This window comes from Syntrophales bacterium (assembly GCA_023229765.1).
GTDB lineage: Bacteria > Desulfobacterota > Syntrophia > Syntrophales > UBA5619 > DYTH01.
Genome location: JALNYO010000041.1, coordinates 14,704 through 31,380 on the forward strand (window position 1 = coordinate 14,704; position 16,677 = coordinate 31,380).

The 16,677-nt window shown below is 53.2% G+C and carries 14 protein-coding genes; 4 read left to right on the forward strand and 10 right to left on the reverse strand.

Annotation, left to right across the window (positions count from 1 at the left end; genetic code table 11):
- Positions 1-77: 77 nt before the first annotated feature.
- The 10 genes from M0P74_15480 to M0P74_15525 form a co-directional block, all read right to left on the reverse strand.
- Complete coding sequence (locus M0P74_15480) at positions 78-1,256, reverse strand: AI-2E family transporter (protein ID MCK9364988.1); 1,179 nt, start codon at positions 1,254-1,256, stop codon at positions 78-80.
- Positions 1,257-1,407: 151 nt separating this feature from the next.
- On the reverse strand, positions 1,408-3,813 hold the full coding sequence (locus tag M0P74_15485; GenBank protein MCK9364989.1) for a FecR domain-containing protein: 2,406 nt from the start codon (positions 3,811-3,813) through the stop codon (positions 1,408-1,410).
- A 115-nt stretch (positions 3,814-3,928) separates the two neighbouring features.
- Positions 3,929-4,516, reverse strand: a complete 588-nt coding sequence (locus tag M0P74_15490; protein MCK9364990.1) for a hypothetical protein — start codon at positions 4,514-4,516, stop codon at positions 3,929-3,931.
- Positions 4,517-4,562: 46 nt separating this feature from the next.
- The gene (locus M0P74_15495) at positions 4,563-5,396 is read right to left on the reverse strand and encodes a DUF3108 domain-containing protein (GenBank protein ID MCK9364991.1); all 834 of its coding nucleotides are present in this window, start codon (positions 5,394-5,396) and stop codon (positions 4,563-4,565) included.
- Positions 5,397-5,600: 204 nt separating this feature from the next.
- A complete protein-coding gene (locus M0P74_15500; GenBank protein ID MCK9364992.1) occupies positions 5,601-7,583 on the reverse strand; it encodes a sigma 54-interacting transcriptional regulator in 1,983 nt (660 codons plus the stop codon).
- Positions 7,584-7,593: 10 nt separating this feature from the next.
- A complete protein-coding gene (locus M0P74_15505; protein ID MCK9364993.1) occupies positions 7,594-7,932 on the reverse strand; it encodes a circadian clock KaiB family protein in 339 nt (112 codons plus the stop codon).
- A 31-nt stretch (positions 7,933-7,963) separates the two neighbouring features.
- Positions 7,964-8,296: a circadian clock KaiB family protein gene (locus M0P74_15510; protein MCK9364994.1), complete on the reverse strand. Its 333-nt coding sequence runs from the start codon at positions 8,294-8,296 to the stop codon at positions 7,964-7,966.
- 1 nt (position 8,297) lies between these two features.
- Complete coding sequence (gene kaiC, locus M0P74_15515; protein MCK9364995.1) at positions 8,298-10,040, reverse strand: circadian clock protein KaiC; 1,743 nt, start codon at positions 10,038-10,040, stop codon at positions 8,298-8,300.
- Between the two features lie 234 nt (positions 10,041-10,274).
- Positions 10,275-11,195, reverse strand: coding sequence for a SufD family Fe-S cluster assembly protein (locus M0P74_15520; GenBank protein ID MCK9364996.1), 921 nt, complete (start codon positions 11,193-11,195; stop codon positions 10,275-10,277).
- Positions 11,176-11,943 carry an ATP-binding cassette domain-containing protein gene (locus tag M0P74_15525; GenBank protein ID MCK9364997.1) on the reverse strand — a complete coding sequence of 256 codons (768 nt, stop codon included), beginning with the start codon at positions 11,941-11,943 and terminating at the stop codon, positions 11,176-11,178. The genes M0P74_15520 and M0P74_15525 overlap by 20 nt, the downstream gene beginning before the upstream one ends.
- Before the next feature lie 251 nt (positions 11,944-12,194).
- Here M0P74_15525 and M0P74_15530 point away from each other — a divergent pair, with 251 nt between their 5' ends.
- The 4 genes from M0P74_15530 to M0P74_15545 form a co-directional block, all read left to right on the forward strand.
- Positions 12,195-12,572: a phosphomannose isomerase type II C-terminal cupin domain gene (locus tag M0P74_15530; GenBank protein ID MCK9364998.1), complete on the forward strand. Its 378-nt coding sequence runs from the start codon at positions 12,195-12,197 to the stop codon at positions 12,570-12,572.
- Between the two features lie 276 nt (positions 12,573-12,848).
- Positions 12,849-13,088 (forward strand): hypothetical protein, encoded by a 240-nt coding sequence (locus tag M0P74_15535; protein ID MCK9364999.1) that lies wholly within the window; start codon positions 12,849-12,851, stop codon positions 13,086-13,088.
- Positions 13,089-13,569: 481 nt separating this feature from the next.
- The gene (locus M0P74_15540; GenBank protein ID MCK9365000.1) at positions 13,570-13,719 is read left to right on the forward strand and encodes a DUF3096 domain-containing protein; all 150 of its coding nucleotides are present in this window, start codon (positions 13,570-13,572) and stop codon (positions 13,717-13,719) included.
- A gap of 95 nt (positions 13,720-13,814) precedes the next feature.
- The coding region (locus tag M0P74_15545) for a filamentous hemagglutinin N-terminal domain-containing protein (protein MCK9365001.1) at positions 13,815-16,677 on the forward strand (2,863 nt) is incomplete at its 3' end.

The following is a 16,677-nucleotide window of genomic DNA, read 5'->3' on the forward strand; positions in this document are numbered from 1 at the left end:
CCAGGAACATGACCCAGAAATGATCATGGATCACATTGAGGGCCACTTGACGAACCCTTGCCGCTTTATGACCTGCGCTACTCGCCGAGCAGTTCGCCGATGGGTATCAAATCTTCCACCCGATCGCATACCGCCTTGATAATCATGATAATGGGCACGCCCAGCAATAAACCCCACACACCCCACAACCAACCCCAAAACAGCACGCCGATGAAAACCACCACCGCATTCATCCGGCTTGCCCGACCGATAAGCCATGGCGTCAGCAAATAACCTTCGAGACTGGTGATTACCAGCGAGATGCCCGCGACCAGAAGAACCATGCCGATCGTTCCGAATTGGAGAAAGGCGAAGAGCGCCGTGCCGCCGGTAACGATGACCGGACCGATATAAGGGACGGCATTGAGTACCCCTGCGGCAATTCCCCAGATTGCCGCATGCTCCAGGCCGATCCAGAGAAACGCGATCCAGGTCACCACGCCCACCAGAATGCTGGTGAATATCTGCACCAGCAGATAGCGTTGAATCTGGTCGGTAATTTCATCCAGCACCCGGAGGGTAATTTTTTTCTTGCTAAGAGTGGGGCCACTGATCTTGACCAGTTTGCGCCGAAAAGTGTCGCCCGAAACAAGCATAAAATAGGCCAGAAACAATACCATTGTAAGCTGGCCGGCAAACCCTACTGCACCTTTGGTTCCCATCCAAAGGTAGTCTTTAACATTAAGTTTGTGATTTTCGATCTGCACCCGTGTCACCCCTCTCGGGGCGGCAGGCGCCGGAGCGCCTGTTTCGCTCGCTGCCTGCTCGAGTTGTGTAGCGGTTTTTTGCACGTTCTCCAGAGTGCCTTCGGACATTCCCCGTTCTTTGAGTCTTGCCAGGCGAATCTTTTGCACGGCGTCCGGCAGGGTTTCGATCAACCTGGCAGCATCGTCGCTGAGCGAATAAACCATAGTGCCTGATCCCCCTACGATACCGAGCAGAAGCACAGCGGCCCCAATAGCGCGCGGGATTCGCCATTTTTGCATCAGATTGACAGGAGGAGAAAGCGCATAGCTAATCATCACGCTCAACATCAGCGGAATGAAAATCGCCTGGGCCCAATGCAGAACGAAGATGACCGCGAGCACCGTGAGCAGGGCGAGTGAAAAACTGCGCACATCAACCGGCATGCGCAGCACCAAAGGATCGGGTTCCTGCGATTCCAGCCCGTCTTTGTTCCGGATACTTTTTGCCATGGGCGAAAGTTTGCTATCCATTTTGTAGCGATGTTTTCCTTTCTTTCCTAATGTCGCTCTTTCAAGACCTCGGTTTTCCCTCTTCTTCCTCGAGACGTTTCTGCTCTTTTCGTTTTTCGACATCTTTTTCAGGCGGCTTGATCGTCGCTTTCTGTTTTGCCGGCGCCACACGCTACGGTCGTGCAGCGGGCTGCTCAGGTTGAGCAGGTTTTACGGGACTCACTCGCACTGGCACTGCGGGTTGGACGGCTTTCTTCTGTTCATTCGGTTTTGCCGGCGCCACGCGCTCCGGTCGTGCAGCGGGCTGCTCAGGTTGAGCAGGTTTTATGGGACTCACTCGCACTGGCACTGCGGGTTGGACGGCTTTCTTCTGTTCATTCGGTTTTGCCGGCGCCGCGCGCTCCGGTCGTACAGCGGGCTGCTCAGGTTGAGCAGGTTTTACGGGACTCACTCGCTCCGGCACTGCGGGTTGAACGGCTTTCTTCTGTTCATTCGGTTTTGCCGGCGCCGCGTGCTCCGGTTGTGCAGCGGGCTGCTCGGGTTGAGCAGGTTTTACGGGACTCACCCGCGCTGGCACTGCGGGTTGGACGGCTTTCTTCTGTTCATTCGGTTTTGCCGGCGCCGCGCGCTCCGGTCGTGCAGCGGGCTGCTCGGGTTGAGCAGGTTTTACGGGACTCACCCGCACTGGCACTGCGGGTTGGACGGCTTTCTTCTGTTCATTCGGTTTTGCCGGCACCACACGCTCCGGTCGTGCAGCGGGCTGCTCGGGTTGAACAGGTTTTACGGGACTCACCCGCTCCGGCACTGCGGGTTGAACGGCTTTCTTCTGTTCATTCGGTTTTGCCGGCGCCGCGCGCTCCGGTCGTGCAGCGGGCTGCTCAGGTTGAGCAGGTTTTACGGGACTTACCCGCGCTGGCACTGCGGGTTGAACGGCTTTCTTCTGTTCATTCGGTTTTGCCGGCGCCACGCGCTCCGGTCGTGCAGCGGGCTGCTCAGGCTGACCAAGCTTTCCACCGGTTTTGACCTCCCTCTGTGGAAACTTTATCTCCGCTTTCGGCCGGTTCACCTCTCTAACTGGTACGATATAGTTCGTGACCTTGGGCGCTTCGATCCGGGCCTCGCGGTTAACCCTCCCCTCCGGGATGCTCTTCACTCGCTCCTGGACCACGGCAGCCTTCTCTTTCCTGCCCCCCTGAATGACCGTCTCATTATGCTGGATTCGATTGATCACGGTATTGTGGGGCTTCTCTTTCACCGTAACGTTGGTGTAGTTATAGCGCTGCTTGTTCGTCGCGTAATTGTTGATCACCGTATTATTGACGACCGGAGCCACGCGGTAGTTGTTGACAATGGTGGTGCGGTTGATGTTTTTCACTCGGACATCCCTGTAATTGTTCACGCGGTAGAAATCGTTCTGGGGAACCACAACGGTACGGTTCACGTAGGCATAATTGCTAAGGTTGATGTTGATCTGCGCGATGTTCACGTTGGTTACGACCACATCGTGAGGGCCTCCCCAGTAACGGTGACTGTAGTACGTCTCGCGCGGCGCCAGAGGCACCCAGCCCACATAGGCGCCACTGTGAATCCATGAAACCCTTCCTGGATACCAGAAAAAGCCGATGTCGAGGAGGGGGAGCCCGAAGCGCACGCTGACCACAGGCGGCGCCCAGTACCAGTAATTACGCACGTAGATCCAATTGCCGTAATGGTGGGTGACGTAACCGAATGGTTCTGCAGGGATCCATGTCTGATCCCCATACCAGTCGGTCCAGCGGCCCACGGTGAAAGGCGACCAGCCCAAGGCTACAGTGGTAGGCCGCCAGAACCTGCGCCGTTCACCCTCATAGGAGACATCCTCCCACCTTCCATTCTCTTCAAGGGCATACGCCTCGTCCCGGAGGCTGGGTGGAAGATATTCTGCCGAGCCTCCCCTCACCCTGGACTTCGCCGCCCAGAAGTTTTCACGGACTGTGTTCCACCGGTTCCAGTCATAATCAACGTTCCCTTCGCCTGACGACACCTGTCTCTGGTCCGCGAGGAGGGAGGGAGAGCCAGCCGAAACTTCGTAGCGGGCATCCGTTTCCGCGTGGATGAAATCCACCTTCCCTTTTATCGCAACCGCTTCGACGGAATTTTCGCCCACGTAGAAGTCGAAGACTGTGCCGGGATCACCCAGGACGTATCCGAATGGACTCGTGACCTTGACAACGGTGTCGGAACTTTTGTTGTAGAACCGGGCCACGCCCGATGCCACATCCATCTCGGCCAGGTCCGTATCAAGGGCGATGAACTGTATCTGCGTGTTGTTCCCGACCCTGATCCAGGTCCCGTTGGGAACGATCAGTTCCGCCATCCCACGGCTTCCCGAGTAGAGTGTATCCACTGCGCCAAAGGGTGCGTCCCTGACCACGGCCACCCAATCGTTCTCTTCAGGAATATAACGGAGCAGGTCCCCCTCGACATGATATACGCGGCCCACCACCATAGCCTGCGAGTCCGCAGCCGAGGACGGCGGAACCATCACCACCGCGGCAAGAAACAAACTCACCGCAAACCACATGTGCCTTTTCATCATTCTCTCCTTTATATGAAGCCGGGTTCGTCCCCGGCAACCCCTTTCTCCGTGATATCAGACCGTGGCTCTTGACCTGATTCCCAGCAAGAGATGTAGTCAATATCCTGCGCAATCGTTACCAGAGCTTTGGAACTTCAGTAATGATGACGCCTCCAACCTCTTGCAGGGGGCCTAACGGTTTATTTACAATTTCTTCCGTTTTAACCAAGGGCCTGCCTCCTGCCGGGTCTCTGTAAGTGACAACATCATCAACGATTGTGATTAAACCGCGGAATTCCCATCCCGTGTCTATCGTGTGTCGCTTGAACGTGAATATATCTGCCCAGAAATTGCCGACCCGCTTCTTATTGAGTACACCAGGTTCAAATCTGTAAGCCGTACAGCGCTGCCTTTTCTCTATGCATTTTTGAATTCCCGGGTCCAAATCCTCTATTTTAATAGAGGGATTCGGCAAGAATACGCCGATGATCTCCGTTACATTCATGATTCTAATATTGGGTATTTCATAAGGATTAAAATTCATTTTTTTCAGGTCGTCCACGGTGGTTATCTCGGGAGTTATTTTTTCATATTCCAGTTTGGCACTGTTGAAATCCTTCCAAGGCGAATCTATGGTGGTCTTGCTGGATGGCAGAAGACTCGCACAACCGGTAAAGATAAGAAAAAAAACAAGAATGACCAATGATTTTAGGCATGTTTTCATTACGTCCCCCTTTCTCCTGGCTGTGGAAGGGCCTCATTTTTCTTATTCAAGGCACCATCGATACAAATTCAAAAATAAAAGAAACGATCCCCACTTTACTTTGAATTTTAAGAGGGATTTTTTTTTCATCCGCACTAAACCAAATTTTAAGTTGAGGGTTTTCGCTTTTTTTTACTATATTTTCTAACTGTTCCATATCTGGTGTTACCGCAACACTCTTATACGTTTTCCCTTTAATCTCGATAAGATCCTTTTTCCCAATGGTTGCTTTCACCCTGATATTCATATTGCCGTCCGTGATTGGTATTTCAATCACAGAGTTTTCGATAAGATCTTGAAGCCGAAGGATGAAAAAGAGGGCCAGCGGATCGAATGAGCCTGGTAAGATATTAATTGGGGCTGCATTTTTGCCGAAATTGGTATAAGTGGCCTGAAGTTTTTCCCAGTTGAAATTTATGACGACATCACGCGGATGTCGACTTTCAGTCCGTTTTTTATAGAGGACGCTACGGGTCATTTTGGCATCGACATACGAATCCTGCCGTTCCCGGATCTTGTAGAGAAGATCGACAGCGGCGTTCGTCTTGGTAATCATTGCAAAGTGGTATGCCTCAACGCCATTGATGGTTTCCTTGGGAAGAACTTCAAGTGTAACTTCCCCGGCGGGAATGATCCCCCACTTCCCCTCATACGTCAGCTTTTCTCCCGGGTAAAAAGGGATATTCTTGTCGATAACTCTAGCGCTTTCAATAATATGGGAAGAGGACAGGAGCATAATGAGGATTATACAAAGAATAATAGAATTAGAACCCATTCGCAAGCAGCGTTCTTTGCTTGCAAACAGCATAAATTTACGACAAATTATTTTATCTATGGACATATTCTAAATCTCCCCCGAAGATTACGAGAATGCAAATGCAAATGGCCTGCCAATAGCCGAAGAACGATCAGAATCTTTTATTTATCCTTTTATAACAATTGATTGCCTTAACAGGCGAGAATAGCAGAAAGGTATGACTGATTAGTCTGGCCTCAATATTTGGTGGGACATCAAAATATTGAGGGTTAAATAAGGGTTGACAGCCTAACCCGGTTCATTAGTCTCGGACCGGATAATCCCGAGCTTATGCATCCTCGCCCTTAAGGTGCTCGGATGGAGGCCCAGGATCGCTGCGGCCCCGTCCTTTCCCTCGATGAGCCAGCGGGTTTCAGAAAGGATTTGAATAATCTGGTTGCGCTCCGTCTCTTCCAGCGTCCTCACGGTGGATACCAGAGATGGGGATAAAATCTCCAGCTTATCCGACAGTTGCAAAATCGGCCCGGGGCACAGGATCACGGCCCGTTCAATGATGTTTTCCAACTCCCGAACGTTCCCGGGCCAAGGATAATCCTGAAGCGCCTTCAACGTCGCCTTCTGGATCGACGTGATCTGCTTGCCCATTTTCTTGGAATACCGCTCGATGAAGGCTTGTGCCAGGATTGGAATGTCTTCTTTGCGCTGCCGCAGGGGTGGAACAGTGATGGGAAAGACGTTGAGGCGATAGTAAAGGTCCTGACGAAACCGGCCTTTGCGCACCTCTTCGGCAAGATCCCGATTGGTCGTGGCGATGACCCGCACATTAACTTTTATGGTTTGAGAGGAGCCGAGGCGCTCAAACTCACTGTTCTGAATCACCCGGAGCAGCTTTGCCTGCAGCTCCAACGGAAGCTCCCCGATTTCGTCGAGACAAAGGGTGGAACCATTGGCGAACTCGAATCGACCGATCTGGCGGGTATCGGCCCCGGTAAATGCCCCCTTCTCCCGGCCAAACAATTCACTCTCGATCAAATTCGCCGGCAGAGCGGCACAGTTGACCGTGACTAACGGCCGTTCCTTGCGGGGGCTCATGTTATGGACGGCGGCAGCAATCAGCTCCTTACCCGTACCGGTCTCACCCAGGATGAGCACCGTTGTGGTCGAAGGGGCAACTTGTTCCGCTCGATAAAGAACATACTTGAGGCCGTCGCTTTGCCCGAGAATATGCTCAAATTTATTTTTCATTTTGGTCGTGTGGCGGAAATAGATATTCTCGACTTCGAGTTGCTCTTTCAATGTAATTATATCTGCAAGAGCCTTCCGCAGTTCGACAGCTTGTCGTTCCAGTTCGTTGTGAGATTTTTTTAAAGCCTCTGCTGTAAGTTTCCGTTCAGTAATATCGCGGATGTTACACTGAATTACTTTATGATGATTGACCTGATAGACGTTACTGACAAATTCCACGGCAATTGGCCGTCCGTCTTTCGTCTCCAGCGGTAAATCATTGTAGCGAACATACCCTTTGCTCTTCAATGCCGCGGAGGTGGCTTTCGATGCTTCAATATCCCTGAATTTTCCAATTTCCCAGAGATTCTTCCCCATGAGCTCCTCATGTGAATAACCCAACATTTCTAACAAAAATGGGTTCACATCCGATATTTGTCCTGTTTCGGCATCAAGGACTAATATTCCATCCTGGGCTGCTTCAAAGAGACGGCGGTAGTTAGTTTCAGAAACCTTTAGCACCGCCTCCATCTTCTTGCGCTCGGTCATGTCCACCATTATGGCGGCGCAAACCGCGCCAGAAATATCGGCGGGATAAAGAGGACTTACAGAAAGCAGGACAGGTACAGCATTTTCACCTACAGACTGTAAGGCAAGTTCCCCCTTACTGTTCTCCTTTAAACCTTGTTCAAACAATGTCTTGAATAATTGCAGGTCTGGCGATGAAATGTGTTGATAGATTGAAGATCCAATGATTTTTTCCAAAGACCTCTGGAGAATATCGGCAAAACGCTGGTTACAAAAAAGGATCGTGCCGTCGGAGGCCAGGGTAATGGCCCCTTCGTACATGGTTTGGACCATAATCCGGTAGGGGTAATCGGCGCCCGACAGGGTAAAGAGCTGTTCTCCTTCCGCTGCCGAGACAACCAGACCGTCCACCTCGCCGCCTACGATCGCGCGCAGTGTTTCTTCAGTTTCCTTCAGCCGCGCTGTGAGTTCCTGCAAATCATCCAAAAGTTGCTGGCGTGTTCTGTGAGGTTCAGTCATTGCTTCATACTCATGAATTATAGGGTCGCAGATCGAGGCCGTCACGAAGCCTTTCCGTATCCGACATGTCGCCAATGAGCCTCCGGAGCGGCAGGGGAAGTTCCTTGATGAGCGTTGGGGTGGCAATAATCTGCTTTTCCCTGGCCAGATTTGGCTGCTGGTAGATGTCTATCACCTTGAGTGCATAGCGGCCTGCCAGATATTTTTCACAAATTTTCCCGACATTGGCGATTGCCAGGGTTGACTTCGGGGTCATCCCGGTAACATACAACCGCAGAACGTACTTTTCCCGGTCTCGCTCCGCGGCCGCTCTTTCGAATTCTTCAGCGCTCATTTTTTCTCTTTTCATCTCACTCACTTTTACATCAAAATTGTTTTTTTCACCCGGAGACAGAACGAATGTCCAGTCCTACCAGTACCCGCTCCGTGTCAGCCATGTCGCCGATAATCTTTCTCAGCGGTTCAGGAAGTTTCTTTACCAGTGTCGGGATGGCAATAATCTGATCCCCTTTGGCAAGCTGGGGATTCTTTAACAGGTCGATTACTTCAATGCGGTATTTCCCCGCGAGGTGCTCTTCGCAGATCTTCTTTAAATTGGCAAAGGCCGTAAGCGATTTCCGGGTCTGGCCGGCTACATATAAGCGGAGGTTCCAGATTTCTTCTGTCGAATCGGTTTTTGCTTTCTTTCCCTTTCCTGATGCAATAGCTTTCATCTTACTCTCCTTTCCCGCTTCTTTTTGAGCGCTTCGCCCGCGGAGCGGCAGGTTTCCCCTTGCGAAGATGGACCATATCCAAACGGTCTTCTGCCCGGACAATTTGTCTTTTTTTCTCTTCTTCCGCCATCAAAAGCACCTCTTGAGTTTCCACATCGAACTCGGCACGCAGCGCCAAGATCTTTGCTTCCAGCGCATTCTTCTTGCGTTCCTGCTCGCGGAGCCGGCGATCCACCTCACGCCAGCGTGCCAGCTCCGAGGCCTTTTCCGCGGCTTCCTGGGTGGCCCGGGCGCTCCCGGTTAATACCTCGCCGGAACCGGTATAGATGTCGAGCAGGCCAATGCCCTCATTCGAAAGCAGGAACTCTTGAATCTGGTTGGAGTGGGCCATGCCGCGGGACTTTAAAATGTAGAGGCCCCGGTTGCGTTCCCCATTGAGTTCGATATCCCGGAGCAGAAGCCAGGTATCGATCAGAGAAGATATCTCTTCGCTTGTGTGTTCCAAGCTACCGGTAAAATGAGTGAGGTCCGTAAGGAACGTAGTGACATTGTTCATCTTCAAATAATCTACCAGGCGCGTTAAAATGGATTTGACCTCTGATACTGTTCCCGCGGCGCTCAAGTTGCTGATCGGGTCGACAACTAACACTTGGGGCTTGAACTCCTCAATCATGTTGTGAAAGGTAAGGAGATGCATCTCCAGGCCGTACAGCGAAGGCCTGGCGGCATGAAACTTGAGCAGCCCCTTCTTCACCCAGCGGGTGAGATCAATGCCGATGGAGCCCATGTTCCGGATGATCTGGCTGGGCGATTCCTCGAAGGCAAAATACAGGCAGCGCTCGCCTCGCCGGCAGGCGGCAACGGCAAAGGTAGCCGCCAAACTTGTTTTGCCCGTGCCCGCGGTACCGGAAACGAGGATGGTGCCGCCCCGGTAGAAGCCCTTCCCTTCCAGCATTTCATCCAACTTGAGGACACCCGTGGAGATGCGCTCTGAGGATATGGGGTAGTCGAGCCCCAGGGAAGTGATGGGCAGGATAGAGAAGCCTTTTTCGTCTATCAGGAAGGGATACTCGTCGGAGCCGTGCGCTGAGCCGCGGTATTTGACAATACGCAGGCGGCGCGTGGAAAGTTGTTCCTGGATGCGGAAGTCGAGGAGGATCACGCAATCGGCGACGTATTCTTCGAGCCCGTAGCGGGTCAGGGTCTTGTCGCCGCTTTCCCCTGTAACGATGGCCGTCATGCCGCGGTCTTTCAACCAGTGAAAAAGCCGGCGCAGCTCTGCCCGCAGAATAGCGGTATTAGAAAGCCCGGAAAAAAGCGCTTCGATGGTGTCCAAAACAACCCGCTTCGCGCCGATGGCATCAATGGCACTCCCCAGGCGGATGAACAATCCTTCCAGGTCGTACTCACCCGTCTCCTCAAGCTCGCTACGCTCGATTTTGACGTGGTCCGTGGCGATGAGACCACGCGACATCATGTCCGGCAGATCAAAACCCAGGGAAGAGAAATTTTTCGCGAGATCCTCCGGCGTTTCCTCGAAGGTCATAAAGACCCCGGGTTCTCCATAATCCCTGGCGCCCCGCATGAGAAATTCCATGGCGAAAAGTGTCTTGCCGCAACCCGCACTGCCACAGATCAGGGTTGGCCTGCCTTTCGGAAGCCCTCCCTTCGTGATCTCATCGAGACCCCTGATGCCCGTCGGGCATTTTTCGAGAATATTAACGTCCTGTTTTGCCTTAGCCATAATCACCTCCCCGCACCTTTATAAATCTGAAGTAATGATAATAAGATAAGATACTATTGAAACTATTCAGTCAAACCGCCTATCCTCCAGCAATCCCCGGAAGCAAAGAGTGCTGTCATCCTATTTCCCCGTGATTGTGGCGATTTATCAGAAATTCCATTGCTTTGCAATAAGAAACACGGGTGTGTAACTGTTAGTGCCTTTTCCCTCCCTGAATTGTTTTGTCTTTCCGCTTTACCGAAGAAAACCTTGAATAATCATGTTCACCGCCTCTTCATAGGAAAGACCGAGGCTCATCAGCTTCATCAACTGGTCGCCGGCAATCTTGCCAATGGAGGCCTCATGGCTGAGTTCGGCATCGGGGTGCTCGGCCCGCAGGGCGGGAATGGTTTCATTGGAACCGTTATCCATGATGATCGCGTCGCACTCGATATGGCCGAAGCACTTTGCCCGGGCAATCATGTTCGCGTAGAAATTCTGCCGGGAGTTGCCCTTGATAACAGAACGGGAAACCATGTTGGAGGAGCTGTTTTCACCAGCCAGGATGATCTCGTTGCGGGAAACCGCTTTCTGGTCGCCCTCGGTCATTACCCGCTCCATGATCAACAGGCTGCTTCCAGGGCCAAGCACCGCCTCGTTGACGCGGTTCGCTTCATCAACGCCGCCTATCTGGGTGAGCTCCATCTCCGCGTGGGCATTCTCCCCGAGAAAAACCTTTGTGGTTGGGTTCAGCGACCGCTTCCCGACTCCATTACCGCCAGCAAAGTGTTTTTCCACATACTTGACCCGCGCCCCTTTTTCAATGCGAAATTCGTGGATGCCCTCGTGTCCTTCCGGCTCGGGGCCGCCGCAGTGGATTCCGCAGCCGGCGATGATCGTGACGTCGGCGCCGGCGCCGACGATGAAGGTATTGTAAACCACGTCGTTGAGACCGCTTTGGCTGAGAATGACCGGGATGTGAACAGATTCGTTAATCGTCCCCGGCGCAATCGTAACTATAATCCCGTCTCTCTTTTCGTCGCTCTCTATATTTATGTTGGCGGAGATCGAACGTGACTCCAACTTGCCGTTTTTTCTGATATTGTAGGCGCCCTTGGGGATGCCTTCAAGATCCGCTACGGTCTTCAAGAGATCCTTATCTAAAGCACTGAGCATCTTTTTCTCCTTCCGGGCACGGGCAGGGGCTGAAACTGCATATCCTGAAATCGTTCAGCATCGGCAGGGCATTTGCCAGGTTCCCCTGATACATTAATTTACCCTGATCAATAATCAGGATGTTGTCAGCGACCTCCAGAAAGGAACGGTTGTGGCTGACGACAATCGTCGTGGTATGGCGCTCGCTCTGCTCTTTTTTCAGAAGGTTAACCATCGGCATAATGGTCCAGAGGTCAATCCCGGTATCCGGTTCGTCATAGATGGCAAGCTTGGGATTTCGGGCAATCGTTGTCGCCAGCTCTATCTTCTTGATTTCGCCCCCGGAAAGCGTCGCGTCAACCGGCTTATCGAGAAACGAAAGGGGACAAATTCCCACTCTTCTGACAATCCCGATGAGCCTTTCCTCGTTCTCCGTCTTGGCGGCAACCGACAGGAGGTCCCGGAACGTTATCCCCTTGAAGCGAGCCGGCTGCTGAAAACTGTAAGCAATTCCGGCATTCGCCCGCTCGGCGATCGTCATAGCCGAGATGTCTTTCCCCTCGAAATGGATGCTCCCCGCGGACGGCTGGTTTATCCCCATGATCAGCTTGGACAAGGTCGTCTTGCCGCTGCCGTTGGGACCGGTGATCGCATAGAACTTCCCCGCTTCAAAAGTGAAATTCATTTTGTCAATGATATCACGCCTTTTTTCTCCGTTTTTCTCGTCCTTTTCAGTTACGGAAAAACACAAATCCCTTAATTCCAGCATAACCACCTCTGCTACTTTTTAGAAACGTCCAACACACCCTTTGGGCATCTGTTCCCTGTTGACGATACGCGGATAAGCCAAAAACTGTGCCTCGTGCTTTCGCTTCGGCATAATATTTAATTCTCAGTTGTTGTCAATCAATAATGTCAAAAAAGTTTGACAGTGTCTTCTTAAAATGTTTATCGTCGCATTCAAAATATTCACAGAATGAGGACATTTTTAAATTTACCGAAAAATTAATTGAGGAGCCGATGCAAACACCTGACAAAGAAACTGCCGACCAGAAGATAGACAGCGACCATCGCCCCTGGGGCTTTTACGAAATTCTCTCCGACGCGGCGGACAGCAAGGTAAAGCGGATTACCGTCTATCCGGGCCAGCGTCTCAGCCTCCAGCGCCACTTCCACCGTTCGGAACACTGGTACGTGATCAGCGGCAAGGCCGTTGTGACCAGAAACGGCGAGGAGATCAGCCTGACCTCCTGTCAATCCGTGGATTTGCCGGTACTCACCTGGCACCGTATCCGCAACATCGGCACGGAAAATGTGGTTTTTATCGAGGTTCAGACCGGCGACTATTTCGGAGAGGACGATATCGAACGCTCGGAAGACGACTACGGGAGGGTTTAATGCTTCACAGGTACGATTTTACCCCGAACAAGGTGTGGAAGGTTATGGGCCGTACCGACTCAGGAGGCGACAAGAGGTGCGTTGCGGCGAGCAGAGCTTTGATCTCATCGTCGGTAAAGATGTAGGTGTTCGATGAAGCTTCGGCCCTGTCCGGGCTGCAGGCTCAGGGACATAACACTGCGGCTCAAACTGGCGCATGTACGTGCAAAACTGGCGCACGACGGCCAGCCTGTTGGCGCGGGTATTGGAATTGAGACCGGTCAAAGATGTTAAGTATTGATCGATGATCTCTCTGGTAGGGCAGGAACCGCCGAAGCCCTGCTGGCACAAGAAACGGTCGAAATAGGAGAGTACTTTAGCTCGACCACAGTAGTCGGCTCCACCGGAACGTCGAAACGCGACGAAATCCATGAAACGATCAGCCAAGAGGCTGGCAAAGACAGGTTCGTTCATGATAATACCTCCGGCCAGTCCAGAGGCAGTTGTTTGAGTTTTTCAAAATCGATCTTGGTATAGATTGTTTGTCTGGATAAGGAAGTTCTTATCAATTGAGGCAATTGCAAAACCATTTGTCATTCCCGAAAGCGAAGCTTAATGTTCATAATGTCTCTATCGGGAAAGCGAAGCTTAATGTTCATAATATGGTTTTTCAAGCAGTTAGAACCAGATTCCCGCTCAGAATCGTTGCGGGAATGACAAGAATGGGGAGTTTTGCAATTACCTCAATTATTATATGAACAGATAGAGGGGGCAATGACCGACTCCCTTCAAAGCAGCCCTCAATATGTTGATGGTCCACCAAATATGGAGGCTGCGCAAATCATTCCATCTTCTCCGCGGCTCTTTCCTGTTCGCCTATTATCCCGTTATTAAAGGATGAATCCAGAATTGCGAACCTATTTCAGTTATTGGCATGCCCATTGCTTTTGATACTTTCATGATGCTCGTTGTCACTGGGTATAAAAAATGAAACCTGCTGAATAGAAAGGATGCTGTCATGAATATGACCTTAAGTCTTGGTCCTTTATTGTCTTTGCTCGCTGGCGTGCTTATTCTGATCGTTCCCCGGTTGCTGAACTATATCGTCGCGGCTTATCTGATCGTCTTCGGATTGCTGGGACTGTTCGGTGACATACGCCTGAGATAAAAAATCTGGTTTGTGGAACCGGCAGCTTGGAGAGGATGCAAGCCCTGCGGGCTAGGGACTGTATCCGCCCCATAATTAATAAAAATCAGATTCGAATGGTGAAAGCGATGACTCCTGAACTGAATACCGTTATGATGTTCCTGAGCCTTTTCAGCCTGCCGTCGGGTTGTTCGATCGCCTTTTGCAACCGATCGATTGAGCGTCTGGCGCGGTTGATATCGATGTGGCTGACATCGATCACGACAGCGAGAGGCAGCCGCTTTTTTACCTTGCGGCGGCAGATAGCTGTTATCGCAGTGATTGCGTGTGTATTTGCCGCAGGCCAAGCCCAGGCGAATGGCAATGATCCAACCGTGGTTGCAGGTCAGGCTAGCTTCTCCGCTCAGGGCAGTTCGCTAAACATCACCAACAGCCCGGGGGCAATTATCAACTGGCTCGGGTTCTCGATCGGCGCAAGCGAAACCACACGCTTCATCCAGCAAAGCGCCGCCTCGAGCGTCCTCAATCGCGTCACCGGCCCCGATCCTTCCGTCATCCTCGGGACGCTCACCTCGAACGGCCGGGTCTTCCTGATCAATCCGAGCGGCATCCTGGTCGGGCAGGGCGCGCGCATCGACGTGGCCGGACTGGTGGCCTCAACACTCAACCTGAGCAACCAGGACTTTCTCGCGGGCCGGCTCAATTTCGTGTCCAATCCGCTTGCCGGCAAGGTGGAAAATCAGGGCAGGATCACCACACCTTCAGGCGGCAGCGTTTATCTGGTCGGATCGGACGTCACCAACAGCGGCATCATCACGAGCCCGCAGGGCGACGTGATCCTGGCCGCCGGCCAGTCGGTGAAGATCTTCGACTCCAGCACGCCGGGGGTGAGGGTCGAAATCACGGCGAGCGATAACGCCGCCGTCAACCTCGGCAAGATCCTTGCGCAAAGCGGCGAAGTCGGCATTTACGGCGCGACGCTTCGGAACATGGGCATCGTCAATGCCGACCAGGTGGTGAGGGACGCAACCGGCAAAATCGTCCTGCGTGCAAAGCAGGACGTGACCCTCGAAGCAGGCAGCCGCCTGAGCGCCAGCGGCGAGACTGCCGGTGAGATCACGGTTCAGTCCGAAACCGGCACCACGCTGGTGTCCGGCACGATCGAAGCCAAAGGCACTGGATTCCCCACCCTTCTGGAAGGAAATCAGATCTCTCAAACCCTCCCTCAGGGAGAAAATCAGCTTACTCAATCCCCTCTCTCTCAGGGGGAGGCTCAGCGTGAGGGCAGGATCCCGGTCGCTTCCGGCAAAGGCGGCGCCATCCAACTGCTGGGCGATCGTGTCGGCTTGATTGCGGCAACAGTCGACGCATCCGGTACGGCGGGCGGTGGCACGGTCCTGGTCGGCGGCGACTACCAGGGCAAGAATCCGTCAGTGCAGAACGCCGCGGCGACGTATGTGAGCGCGGACTCTACGATCACGGCCGACGCCATCACGAATGGTAGCGGCGGCAAGGTGATCGTGTGGGCGGATAACGTCAGCAGATTCCAGGGCAACATCTCCGCGCGCGGTGGGGCGCATTCCGGCGACGGCGGCTTGATAGAAGTGTCCGGGAAGCACTACCTGGATTACCGCGGCATGGCCGATACCCGAGCGCCAATGGGCCGGGCCGGTACCTTGCTCCTCGACCCGGATGAAATCCTGATCACCAATGCTGCCGGGGGCGCGACGCTTAGAATGACGTGCGTTGGCGGCGGCGATTGCACGACCCCTTCGGGGGCCGGCCCTTATACTGACACCGCTTCTGCGTTTGATCCTGCTACCCCTGGCAGTGTCGGTATCCTGCCCGACAACTCGATCAATCAGCAATTGGCGTTTGGCAATGTCACGGTCAAGACCTCGCTTGGCGGTATACTCGTTTCCAACACCAGCGGCACAGTCGCAATCGGCCCGGTAACAGGCACGACGGATGCGGATCCTGGCGCAGTTCCAGGACCGAATGCCAATACGCTGACTCTGGATTCCGCCACCGATATTTCATGGAACGCCGCCTGGTCCTACAAAAATCACGGGCAACTCACTCTGCTCGCCAAGGCCGGCAGTATCGCGGGCACCGGCGCGCTCACGCTCGCGGACGTTTCGCCGGTTCTGCTGCAGGCGACGGCCAATATCGGTACATCAGGGACGCCGATGGCCATCTCCGGGAACGGCGGCAATGTAACAATCAACGCCGGGACCTCCGCCGCTCTCGGCAACATCACCGCAGGGGCAGGCACGATTTCAGCAACGAGTTCGGGAGGCGGAGACATCACGCTCAGCGGCGCTCTCACAAATACGAATTCCGGTACTTCGGCAATAACCCTTAATGCGGATTCTGGTACTGCAGCAGGCAATGCATCCGGTGGCAATATCATCATCAGCGGCGGCACCCTATCCACGGGTGGGCGTGCAACACTATTCACTGGTAGCATACTGGGCAGTACGGGTCTGACCACCCTAGTTGGATCAGGTAGCGGTCATTTTCGCTATAACAGCGACGAAGCAACGACCAACTACACCGCTTCATTAGGGATTGGAAAGTATGCCGTTTATCGCGAGCAACCCACGCTTAACATCACCGCTAACAGTCCGGCAGCGATTACTTACGGTGCGGCTACGCCGGCTTTGACGACCGCCCTCTCCGGCTTACAAAACGGTGATATCGCTGTGCAGGCGCTGAGTTCGGCGGCCACAGTTGCGGTCGGCGGCTCTACCTCTGGCTCAGGGAACTACACGGCGGGATCCCACAGCCTCACACCATCTGCAGTTGATCAATTGGGTTATGCGCTGAGTTATGTCAACGGCGCACTGGAGGTCACCAAACTGGCGCTGACCGGGCCGGCGATTGCCGGGGTCAACGCGACCTACGGCACATCTCTCCCAGCCGGGGCGGTGTCGTTCACCAACAACATAGCCCTTGATGACGTGACCAGCACGGCCA